Origin of the sequence: Mycolicibacterium gadium (assembly GCF_010728925.1) — a bacterium.
Taxonomy (GTDB): domain Bacteria; phylum Actinomycetota; class Actinomycetes; order Mycobacteriales; family Mycobacteriaceae; genus Mycobacterium; species Mycobacterium gadium.
Genome location: NZ_AP022608.1, coordinates 139763 through 151723, shown reverse-complemented (window position 1 = coordinate 151723; position 11961 = coordinate 139763). Strand labels below are relative to the sequence as shown.

5 protein-coding genes are annotated in these 11961 nt (G+C 67.7%); 1 reads left to right on the top strand and 4 read right to left on the bottom strand.

Annotation, left to right across the window (positions count from 1 at the left end):
• Nucleotides 1-120: 120 nt before the first annotated feature.
• Nucleotides 121-3600, bottom strand: coding sequence for a non-ribosomal peptide synthetase (locus G6N36_RS00705; protein ID WP_235689927.1), 3480 nt, complete (start codon nt 3598-3600; stop codon nt 121-123).
• Between the two features lie 94 nt (nt 3601-3694).
• Here G6N36_RS00705 and G6N36_RS00700 point away from each other — a divergent pair, with 94 nt between their 5' ends.
• Nucleotides 3695-5347, top strand: a complete 1653-nt coding sequence (locus G6N36_RS00700; RefSeq protein WP_163684122.1) for a (2,3-dihydroxybenzoyl)adenylate synthase — start codon at nt 3695-3697, stop codon at nt 5345-5347.
• Between the two features lie 11 nt (nt 5348-5358).
• Here G6N36_RS00700 and G6N36_RS00695 read toward each other — a convergent pair whose 3' ends face one another.
• The 3 genes from G6N36_RS00695 to G6N36_RS00685 all read right to left on the bottom strand — a co-directional run bounded on the left by G6N36_RS00695 (nt 5359) and on the right by G6N36_RS00685 (nt 11921).
• A complete protein-coding gene (locus tag G6N36_RS00695; RefSeq protein ID WP_163684120.1) occupies nt 5359-10539 on the bottom strand; it encodes a type I polyketide synthase in 5181 nt (1726 codons plus the stop codon).
• A gap of 175 nt (nt 10540-10714) precedes the next feature.
• The gene (locus tag G6N36_RS00690; RefSeq protein ID WP_163684118.1) at nt 10715-11413 is read right to left on the bottom strand and encodes an anti-sigma factor; all 699 of its coding nucleotides are present in this window, start codon (nt 11411-11413) and stop codon (nt 10715-10717) included.
• On the bottom strand, nt 11406-11921 hold the full coding sequence (locus G6N36_RS00685; RefSeq protein WP_163684116.1) for a sigma-70 family RNA polymerase sigma factor: 516 nt from the start codon (nt 11919-11921) through the stop codon (nt 11406-11408). Before G6N36_RS00685 ends, G6N36_RS00690 begins: the two co-directional genes overlap by 8 nt.
• Nucleotides 11922-11961 lie beyond the last annotated feature (40 nt).

Here is an 11961-nt window from a genome sequence, read left to right as displayed (position 1 = left end):
AACATACGTTCGACCCATAAGGAAACTCTAGAAACAATCCGAAGAGAAGTCTAAGGGTCTCCGCCAAAGCGCGGACTTCTGAAACTGTTGTGACGCAGGGGATTCAGAGCCGTCCGTGAACTAGCCGCCCGTCAATTCAGAGAGCACCTCGGCGCTGTCCATCGCAGCAACCTCCAGATACACCTCGGCGACCATGTTGAGCCGATCCGCATCCGGTTCCCGACTGACGAGTCGTTCTGCCAACTTCGACACCGATCGCGCCGCGAACATGTCCGTGACGAGCACCGTGGGCGTATCGAGCCAGTCCCGGACCCGCGCGATCACCTGGGTAGCCAGCACGGAATCGCCACCGAGGGAGAAGAAGTCGTCGTCGACACCGATCTGGTCGCCCGCGACGTCCAGCACCTCGCCGACGATCACGACGAGCGCGGACTCCAGCGGCGTGGAAGCCGGGCGGTAGGCGTTGGCGGCCGGCCGCTCGGCTTGCGCCAACACCCGGGCGGCGGCCTCGCGGTCGAGCTTGCCGTTCACCGTGAACGGGATTCGATCGCTCACGACGATGATCTTGGGAATCATGTGGGCCGGAACAAGCTCGGCCAGGCCGACCGCGACGGCGGGCGAATCTACACTCGGGTCGTCGCTACGCACCAGCGCGGCAAGCACATCCGGGTCGCCCGGGATCGCGGCGGCCACCGCCGCATCGATATGCGGCACCCGCTTGAGCGCCGCTTCCACCTCGCCGAGCTCGATGCGGTAACCGCTGATCTTTATCCGGTGATCGATGCGGCCGACGAACTCCAAGGTTCCCTCGGGCTGGTAGCGGACGAGATCGCCTGTCCGGTACCAGGTTCGACCGTCGTATTCGACGAACTTCTCGGCCGTCAGGTCCGGCCGTCCGCGATACCCGCGGGCGATGCCGCGCCCTGAGAACCACAGTTCGCCCGGCACCCAGTCGGGGCAGTCTGATCCGTCGGCGGCCGCCACCCGGCACGCGTTGTTCGGGAACGGCGTGCCGTAGGGAATCGACGTCCAGTGCGCCGGCGGGTCGTCGACCTCGCAGATCGTGCCGTGCACCGCGGTTTCCGTCGCGCCGCCCAGCCCCGCTGCTCGCACTGCGGGCGCTGACTTGCGGAGTCCCCGAACGAGTTCGGGCCTCACCCAATCGCCACCGAGCAGCACCACCCGCAGCGTCGCCAGCCGATCGCCGCCGACCGTGAGCAGCATGTCCAGCCAGCCAGGCATCCAGTTCAGGAACGTCACCGAATGCTTGTGGATCAGGCCGGCCCAGACGTCCGGATCCCGGCGGTGCGCCTCGTCCACCACGACGACGGCACCACCGGCCCGCAGGATCGCGAAGACTTCCAGCACCGACATGTCGGCTTCCAGCGACGCCAGGGCCAGACTCCGGTCGGACGGACCGAGTTCGTAGTGGCCATTGACGAATTCGATGGTGTTCATCACCGCGTCGTGCGTCAGCTCGACACCCTTGGGCTCACCGGTCGACCCCGACGTGAACAACACGTAGGCCAGGTCGTGCGGTTCGACCGGGGTGGGTTCAACGTCGACGACACTTTGCATCGCCGTCGAGGCCTTGATCACCGGCACCGCGGTCTCGACCATATCGGCACCACCACAGAGCAGCACCGCCGCCACACCGCTCGATTCCAGGACGCGGGCGGTCCGGTCGGTCGGCTGATCGGCACCGATCGGAAGGTAGGCAGCGCCGGCGGCGAGAATCCCGAGCACCGCTGGAATCTGCTCGGCGCACTTGGGACCGATCAACGCTACGAGGTCGCCGGGACGAACGCCGCTGCCGCGTAAGGCTTCCGTGACCGCAAGCGCCCGGGTGCGTAACTCGGCGTACGTCAGGTCGCCGTCGTCGCTGAACACCGCGGGCGCGTCAGGCCGAGCCAGCGCATTGCGGAAGAACCCTTCGTGGATGGTCTCTCCGCTCGGCGGTGCGGTCGCACTGTTCACCGCGGCGCGGACGGCTCGTTGCGCTTCGGGCACCGCGCGCGGATCAGTTGCGTCCCAAGCCGCGTCGTCGGCGGCCAGCCTGGTCAACTCGGCCAGGTGATAGGCGAACATCGCGTCGGCGACACCGGGACGGAACGCGTCGACGCGGACGTCCCAGTTGATCATGAGACCGGTCGCCAGCGGCGTCGCCTGCGCATCGATGAGCACCTGCGGGCCTTGCGAAATGGTCCACACGGGTGCGCCGAACAGTTCGGTGACCTCACCGGCGAACAGATCGCCGAGCCCGAGCGCGCTGGTGTAGACGATCGGCGCGAGCGTCTGGTTGCCGCGGTGGCGTCCCAGGTCGCGCAGCACCGACAGACCCGAATAGCTCGAGTGTCGAGCGGTGTTGTGCAACGTCTCCTGCACGACACGGGTCCGCTCGGCGGGCGTGCTGGTGCGCGTCAGGTCGATGTCGAGCATCAGTGACGAGGTGAAGCACCCGACCAGTTTCTCGACGTCGGGGTGGAACGGTTCCCTACCAAACATCGGCAGATTGAGCAGGAACCGTGAGTTGCTCGACCAGCGCGCCAACGCATTCGAGTACGAGGCCGCGACTGCCATCGCCGGGGTGAACCCGCGACGGTGCGCTGCGGCGAAGAGTGCGTCGCGCGTCTCGACATCGAAGACGTGCCAAAGTCGGACGCTGCTGCGGGGGTCGGCCTGCTCGGCGAGCGGAACCAGCGGCAGCGCAGGCGATTCGGGCAGGTCGGGCAGGCGCTCGGCCCACCACCGGCGGTCCTCTTCGGAGGGTCCTGGGTCGGCCGCCGTCACCGCGGCGCGATATCGGCGGTACGTGTAGCCCAGCTCGGGCAGTTCGCCGCCGCGGTAGAACACGGCGAGGTCGGCCATGAACTTGCGGTAACTCACCGCGTCGGCCGCGTTCATGTCCATGTCGACGTGCAACCGCGTCCGCCCATCCGGGCGCAACGACAGGCTCAGCTCGAGTACATCGCCGTTGAGCAGTTGGTGCGACTTCTGCTGCCGAATGGTCTCCAGTCGCTGCTCGGCCGCTTCAGCGTCCATCTCGCGCAGGTCGTAGACCGTGACCGGAAGGCCGCGATCACCGATCCGCTGGGTCCCGTCCGGAAGAATCTCCACCCGCAACATCGGATGGCGTGCAACGAGTTTCGCCGCCGCCGCACGCAGCCGGGACGGGTCGACGCCCGCGCCGTCGAACTCCACGTAAAGGTGTGCCGCGACCCCACCGAGTTGTTGATCGTCGTTGCGACCCAACCACATCGCGTGCTGCATCGGCGCGAGCGGGAAAGCACCGTCGTCGTCATCGTCGCTCTCGACGGCCGTGTCCACGGCCTCGGCGCGCTCGCCTGAGTGCTGCGCGACCAGCGCCGACCATGCCGCCACCGTCGGGTTCTCCGCCAGCGCGGCGAAGTTGACCGCGACCCCCTGCTTACGCCAGCGACCCGACAGCGACATCATGCGGATCGAGTCGAGTCCGGACGCGATCAGGTCGGCCTCGGGGTCGACCTCGTCGGGGTTCACGCCGAGAAGTTCGGCGACTTCCTCCCGGACGGCGTGGACGGCGGCACCTCGGTTGTCTGTCGCCCCACCCGCAAAAGCCACGCTCTCCTCCAAATTAGGCTGCCCTAAGTAACTCGGCGAGGCTACCTTATATTCGAGGTGCCGAACACACCTACCCGGAGGGGTCCCACCCACCATGAGCACCGGTCTCGACCCTCAGCACAGCGATCTCACCACCGGTTTCGTTCCATTTCCCGCCGAGCGCGCGGACGAGTACCGCCGCGCCGGATTCTGGACCGGACGCCGGCTCGATTCGATCCTCAGCGATGCCGCGACGAACTGGCCGGACCGAGCCGCGGTGATCGATCCGGACGCCACGTATACCTTCGCCGAACTGGACGCGCGTGCCAATCAGATCGCGTCGGCACTGGCGGAACGCGGTATCGCCCCCGGTGACCGGGTGATGCTGCAGCTGCCCAATTCGGCGCAGTTCGCCGTCGCGTTGTTCGGGCTGTTGCGTGCGGGCGCCGTCCCGGTGATGTGTCTGCCGGGTCATCGCTACGCGGAACTCAGCCACTTCGCCGACGTGAGCGGTGCGGTCGGTCTCGTCGTCGCCGATCGGGTCGCCGGTTTCGACTACCGGGAACTGGCCCAGGCCCTGGTGAGCGAACATCCGCGATTGGACCACGTGTTCGTCGATGGCGACCCCGGTCCCTTCCAATCGTGGTCGGAGCTGGCCGATTTCGACGGTCCGATCCGCGATCAGGCGCCGGTCGACCCGGGTACCCCCGCGCTGCTGCTGGTGTCGGGCGGCACGACCGGCCTGCCGAAGCTGATCGCTCGCACGCACGACGACTACGTCTACAACGCGACCGCGTGCGCGCAGGCGTACGAGATGACCGGCGAGGACGTGTATCTCGTCGCGCTGCCCGCGGGGCACAACTTTCCGCTGGGCTGCCCCGGCCTGCTGGGCTCAATGACCGTCGGCGCCACGACGGTGTTCACCGCCGATCCCAGTCCCGAGTCGGCGTTCGCGGTGATCGACCGACACACGGTCACCATCACCGGGCTCGTCAACGCGCTCGCCAAGGTGTGGACGCAGGCGTGTGAGTGGGAGCCCGTGCTGCCGACATCGCTGCGCGTGGTCCAGGTCGGCGGCTCACGGATGACGCCCGAGGAGGCGCGTTACATCCTCGACGGGTTGACCCCCGGATTGTCCCAGATCTTCGGCATGGCAGAAGGAATGCTCAACTTCACCCGCATCGGCGATCCCGTCGACGTCGTTGTGAACACCCAGGGAAAGCCGATGTCCCCCTTGGACGAGATGCGAGTGGTCGACGAGGCGGGCCGCGAAGTCGCCCCGGGCGAGGAGGGCGAGCTGCTGGTGCGTGGCCCTTACACGCTCAACGGCTATTACCGCGCCGAGGAGGCCAACGCACGGTCGTTCAGCCCCGACGGTTTCTACCGCTCCGGGGATCGGGTGCGCATCTTCGCCGACGGCCCGAGGGCGGGCTACGTGGAGGTCACCGGGCGGATCAAGGATGTCATTCACCGCGGAGGTGAGACCGTATCCGCTTCCGACTTGGAGGAGCACCTGTTCGCACATCCGGCGATCGACGCCGCGGCTGCGGTTGCGTTACCCGACGACTACCTCGGCGAAAAGATCTGCGCTGCAGTCGTCTTCAGAGGACGCGCGATCACGCTCGCCGAGCTGAACCAGTTCCTCGATGAACGGGGCGTTTCCGCACACTCACGCCCCGATGTGCTCGCGCCGATGCCGGCGCTGCCCAAGACCGCGGTGGGCAAGGTCGACAAGAAGAAGGTCGTGGCGCAGCTCGCGTCGTCCTGATCTCCCGGCGATCAGGACACCGGGACTTCGCAGGACTCCTGCGCGGCCTCCGGCGATGCGAGCAGCTCAGTGATGCGCTCCGACACCGCGGCCGCGGTGGGGTATTCCCACAGCAGCGTCGGCGGCAGCGGAACCCCGGTCTGCTTCTCGAGCTGACGCAACAGTCCGACGGTCATGATCGAATCGACACCGATCTCCACCAGCGGCAACCCGGTCTCCACGTCGTCTTCCGAGAGACCAAGCTGGGCCGAAACGGCGCCGACGACGCACTCGATGACGCGCTTCGGGTCGGGCTCGCCGTCGTCTCCCGCAAAACTGCCCGCCGCCGGATCCGCCGGCGCCGACCCATCGTCCTCGACGGGCGCTACATCGGCGAGCATCGGAACCGCGGTGGCTCCCGGGAGGACCGGAAGCACAACGACATTCGGCTGATCATCGCGCATCGCCAGATCGAGCGCACGGACCGCCTCGTCAGCACCGATGGCGCCCATGCCGAGCGCGTCCAGCTGAGCGGCGACGAAGCCGGACGTCGAACCCATACCCAAACCTCGCCACGCCGTCCACGCGATGCTGACGGTGCGGTCGCCGAGACGACGGCGATGGCGGGCCATGACGTCGAGGAACGAGTTCGCGCACGCGTAGGCACCCTGCCCCGGAAAGCCCGCGAGGTAACCGCACGACGAGAACAGGATCATCCAATCCAACTGCTCCGGCGGGAAGACCTCGTGCAATGTCAAGGTCCCGTCCACCTTGGGGTGCATCGCCATCTCGAAATCTTCGGCACCCGTGTTGACAAGCAGCGCACCTGCTTCCACGCCGGCGGCATGGATGACACCCCGCACGGGTGGCAGATGCCGCAGCGCGACGCGCAGCGCCTCGACGGCATCGGGTGCGCCGATATCGAGCGGCATGACGTGGACCGACACCCCTCGCTCCTCGAGCGCGGCCACGGTGCGAATCAGCTCGGATTCCGCCGAGTCTCGCCACTCGGCACGGTCCAACATGCCTGAGCGAGAAAGCAGAACAATGCGCCGAGCGCCGATATCGGCGAGGCGCTGCGCCATCCTCAGGCCGAGAAGGCCTGTGCCGCCGGTGATCAGGTAAGTACCACCCGGCGAACACTGCATGGGTGTCCCGGTCCCCCGCCCGGCGAAGGCCAACCGCGCGACCTTGGCGTCGCCGTCGCGGATCACGACGACGGGATGACCGCGAAGCGATGCGAGGGCGCCGACGGGCAGGTTCGCATCGCCCACGTCGAGGACACCGCCGAAGATCTCGGGATGCTCGGCGGCCGCGACGCGAGCCAGCCCCCACAGCGGGGCGTGGACGACATTGCCGCCTTCGTGCACGCCCTGGGTGAGCACCCACACGCGGGCCTTCGCCCCGCGATCGAGTAGGTGCCGCAACGTGTGCATGACGACCTGGACCGATCTCTGCGGGGTGTCGTGCGTGCGGGGCAGGACCAGTACTACAGCATCGCGATCCAGTTCGCCTGCGGCCTCGGCGATCTCGCCCGGATCGGCATATGTCACATGGGGCACCTCGACGGCGGAGAGATCGCGGGTCACGAAGCGTCGGGTGTCGGCGTCTCCGCCGATGACAAACACCGCGGACGGCCGTTCGCCCTCGGCCCACGCGATCGAATGCCACGTGACGTGGTGCAGCATCCGCGAAAGATCGCTTCCGGCAGGGTTTTCGAGTTCCTCGAACGACATCCCGGTGAGGGATGCGTGCACGGTGCCCGACTCGTCGGCGATCAGCACATCGGTCGTGGTGGTGCCTGGCCGGCGTCGAACCTGCAGCACCGCGACTGCCGGCGGACGGCCGTACACCTGCACACGCTCTATCCGGGCAGGCATCCGCAGCCGCGGTGGTCCGTCGAAAATCGTGGAGGCCGCCGATGTCGCCGCATCGAGCAGCGACGCCCACGTCGCAGGCGCAGTCCGGTCGCCGTGGGCGGCGACCCGCGCGATCAGCTCTGAATTGGCGCGGCGCAGATCGATTATCTCCCAATCGAATCCCATCGCCGCGACACCGAGCGTCGCCAGGGTGTCCACGATGTGGTCCGGCGCAAGGACGTCGGCACACCGCTGACGCGCGGCAAACTCGTCGATCACCTGTCCGAGAAGATCCTCGATGTCGTCGTCGGCGGCGGCGACCGCGCTGCTGTGGGTGAGCCACCCGCCGTCATCGGCAGGGTCGTCGTCGTCCACCAGCCGCGTCGACAGCGTCAGCCCGCGGTCCTGCAGGACCACCTGCACATCGCGGGCGCGGCTCGGCGCCACCGGGGTGCGCAGGCGGACGTCCACGAGGTCGGTACCCGACCGGTCAGAGCGCGTGTTCAGATTGGCGACCGCCCCTAGAAAGGTGTTCAAAATGACTGCGGCAGGGACGATTTCCGTATTCTGCACGGGATGGTTGCCCGGATACGGGCGGTTGTCCATATCCAGGCGGGTCTGCCACATGGTGGATGCGACGGCGCCTGTCACGTCCATCCGCCCGCCCAGCAGGGTGTGGGTGTCGACGTCATGCACGCCGCGACCACCGGGCGGCGGCGTCGGCGTGCGCCAGAAGCGGCGGTGCTGCCACTGCGTGACGGGCAGCGAGTCGTCCCATGGCGTGGAGGCACCAATGCCGTGGCGTACAGGGGCGCCGTTGCAGTACAGGGCGCCCACCGCAGTGGCCACCGATTGCAGCTCCGGACGGTCGCGGCGGAGCACCGGGACGACCTCATGCTCGTCGATGCCCGCGTGCGTCAACGTCTCCACGATCGAATGTGAGACGACGGGGTGGGCGGACACCTCCAGGAACAGCCGATGACCGTCCTCGGCCGCTGCGGTCACCGCTTCGGCGAAGCGCACGCGATCGCGAAGGTTGCTCACCCAGTAGTGCTGGTCGCGAGGTGCCGTCGACCTCGGATCGGTCAGTGCCGTTGTGTACAACGGGATTTCGGCGGGGCGCGGCGGCGGTAGCTCTGCGGTGAGTCGACCGAGTTCGCCGGTCAGCGCATCCATCGCCGGACTGTGGAACGCCACGTCGGTGTTGACGCGGCGGATCATCACGCCGTCGTCGGCCCAAATCTGGCAGATCTGCTCGACGGCGCTGATGGTGCCGGACACGACGGTCGATGCGGGTGAAGCGCTGATCGCGGCAACCACACCGCGATGTCCCTCGAGTCTCCGTTCGGCTTCGGTGAAGGGCAGGCGCACCAATGCCATGGCGCCGTCGCCCATCACCGACTGGAATCCACGCGCTCGATAGCACGCCACCGCGGCGCCCACCGTCAGGTCGAACACACCTGCGGTCACACATGCGGCGACCTCGCCCACCGAGTGCCCGATGACCGCGGCGGGTGTCACTCCCCGCTCGCGCAGCACCGCCGCAAGGCCCACCTGCATCGCAAACGTCAATGCCTGCACGCGGTCGGTTCCGCCGAGTTCGCCGGTGCGCAGCGCATCGCGTGCACAGAATCCCAGCTCGTCGCGGAACACCGGATCGATCGCGTCGATGACCGCGCTGAATGCGGGCGCACGGTCGAGCAGTTGTTGCCCCATACCGGTCCAGTGCGATCCGTGGCCGGAGAACACCCACACCGCATCTTCGGTCGCGAAGGCGTTGCCGGTCACGACCATTGGATGGGGTTCGTCGTCGGCGAGCGCGTCCAGCCCGGCCACCAGAGCGTCGATGTTCTCCGCAACCACCGCGGCCCTTGCCGATTCGTGCGAGCGACGCACCCACGCCGTCGCCGCGACGCGATCGAGTCCGTTGTCGCCGGCGCGCAAATGATCGGCCAGCACACGGGCCTGGGTGCGCACCCGCGCCGTTGAGCGCGCCGAGATCGGGACGACCGTCGGCATGGCTGAAACCTCGGCGGCAGGCGGTGTCTCTGGCAGGGGGGCTTCCTCGAGCAGTATGTGGGCGATCGTGCCGCCGTAGCCGTAGCTGCACACCGCGGCGCGACGCGGTGCGTCGCCGGTGCGCTCCCACGGTTCGACGACGGTCGGCACCCGCAGGCCGCTGGTCGCCCAATCGACCTCGGGGGTCAGCGTTTTCACCCCGGCGGTCGGCGGGATCGCTTCGTGGTGCAGGGCCAGCGCCGCCTTGACGAGGCCGACCACGCCCGCGCCACCTTCCAGATGGCCGACGTTCGGCTTCACCGATCCGATTCGGCACGGCGCGTCCGCCGGGCGATTGACTCCGTAGACGGACGCCAACGCCCGCACCTCGGTGGGATCGCCTGTCGGTGTGCCGGTTCCGTGCGCCTCGACGAAGTCGACGCTCGCGGGCGGCACACCGGCCGACTCGCACGCCCGGGCGAACATGTCGGCTTGAGCGTCGCCGTTGGGCGACATGATGCCCACCGTACGGCCGTCCTGCGCGATCGCACCGCCGCGCACCAGGGCGAGGATCCGATCACCGTCGCGCACCGCATCGGTCAGGCGTTTGAGGACGACCACGGCCGCGCCCTCGCCGCGCCCGTAACCGTCGGCACCGGCGTCGAACGTCTTGCAGCGCCCATCCGGGGCCGTCGCCCCCGCCTCGTCGAGCACACGCGTCAGCCCTGGGCCGATCAGCGCGCTGACACCGCCGGCCAGCGCCAGCGACGTCTCACCGGAGCGAAGCATCTGGCAGGCCTGGTGCACGGCCACCAGCGATGCGGCGCACGCGGCGTCCAGTGCGACGCTCGGCCCGCGCAGATCGAGCAGGTGTGACACCCGGTTGGCGATGCCACACAGGGACGTGCCGATCCCGGTCCATGCCTCGATGCCCGGCAGGTCCTCCATGATCAGCTTGCCGTAGTCGTCGGAGTTGACGCCCATGAGCACGGCGGTGTCGGTGCCCGCCAACGTGCGCGGCTGCACACCCGCGTGTTCGAGCGCTTCCCAGCTCACTTCGAGCGCCAGCCGCTGCTGGGGATCCATCAGTTCCGCCTCGCGCGGTGACACCCCGAAGAACTCGGCGTCGAACCCGGCCAGGTCGTCGAGGAAGGTGCCCCAGCGCGTGGTCTCCTTCAGCACCGCCGCGTTGCGCGGATCCCGGCGCAGATACGGTTCCCAGCGCTCCTCGGGCACCTCTCGTACGTCGCTGCGGCCTTCGATCAGGAAGGTCCAGAACTGCGCGGGGTCGTTGATGCTGCCCGCCAGCCGGCAGCCGATGCCGACTATTGCGACCGGCTCAGGGGTAGCTGCCATATCAACGAAGCCCGGCGTGCTCGAAAGTCTGGGTAGCCTTGCCTAACAAACCCCGCATCATGGTGGCCATCCTGGCATATGAGGCGCCGGAATTGGGCCCTACGCAGGGCCTACATCGTGCTGATGAGCGTGGCGCCGATCACGTTTCTGCCGTCATCCGACTCGCGGTGAACGCTCAGAGATTGGTGACGGCCAGCGGTTCATCGGTGCCGGTCACCCGAATATCGACCTTGGCGATCTCCGATGTCGGAATGCTGGTCGCGGCCGACAATCCGGCGGCTTCGTCTCCGGCAGGACGCCAAGAACCCACGACCATCTGCCCGCCGCTCTTCGTCGTGACGACAATGTCGTAGCTGTCGACCTCGCGCGACCAATCCTTCGTGTACTCGCAGGACCAGTTGAGCTCGGTCCCCCACTTCTTTTCCGTGACGGCGAGTTGGGCGGTGAGGCCGGGACGCGACCCGGGCTGCATCGGTGACATCGCCACCGTCTGTACCGACGTCGTGCGGGGAAAGACAGTCGCCCCGACTACGCCGCCGACGATCGCCAACGCCGCGGCGGCCGCCACCACGACCGCGATGGCCCGCCCGGACCGCCGCTGCCGCTTCGCCGAGGCGGTGGAAAACGACGTCACGTTGTCCCGGCGATCGCCGGTCGGCGGACCGCCCGCGAGGTCGGTCAATGCCAGGGCCTCTTCCGGGCTGAGCACGTCGAGAATGTCAGGCATCCCGGCCAGTTCGCCGAACTCGGCGTTTCGCTCGGGGTTCGTGGCGAGATAGTTCTCATAGGTCCGCTGATCGTTCGGGTTCAGCGCGCCGAGCACGTAGGCGGCATCCCATTCCGCGAGATCGTCGTCGGGCTTGTTCTCAGTCACGGCCAACCCCCCTTTCCTGCAACGCATTTCGTAACGCGCGTAGCGCGTAGTGAAGTCTGGATTTGACCGTGCCCTCGGGAACCTGTTCCTGCTGGGCGATATCGGCCACGGTCTGGCCGAGGTAATACGCGCGCACGATGGCGTTGCGATGATCGCTGGACAACGACTTCAGTGCGTCGGCCAGGACCCACTTGTCGACCGCGGGTCCGATCGCGTCCAGCGACGGCCGCTCGGGGAGGTTGTCGCTCTGCAGTTCCCGCGTGAAGCGCGCGCTGCGACGGTCGTCGATGACGAGGTTGCGCGCGACAGTGAACAGCCACGCCCGCGCCGATTCGCTGGACTGTTCGAGAATCTCGGGCTTTCGCCACAGCCGCAGCAGCGACTCCTGCACCACGTCCTCCGCGAAAGGCATGTCCCCCCGCGTCAATCGCAGCACATATCGCTGCAGGTCCTGGCTGTGGGCATCGTGAATCGCTCGCAGCAGCGCGCCCTGATCAGGATCGGTCATGTGCGATGCACCGGCGCATTCCTCGCTTTCCGTCGTCGCC

Coding starts and splice junctions, on each gene's coding strand:
- G6N36_RS00695 (WP_163684120.1), bottom strand. CDS start 10,539: ATGGCAGCTACCCCTGAGCCGGTCGCAATAGTCGGCATCGGCTGCCGG.
- G6N36_RS00700 (WP_163684122.1), top strand. CDS start 3,695: ATGAGCACCGGTCTCGACCCTCAGCACAGCGATCTCACCACCGGTTTC.
- G6N36_RS00685 (WP_163684116.1), bottom strand. CDS start 11,921: ATGACCGATCCTGATCAGGGCGCGCTGCTGCGAGCGATTCACGATGCC.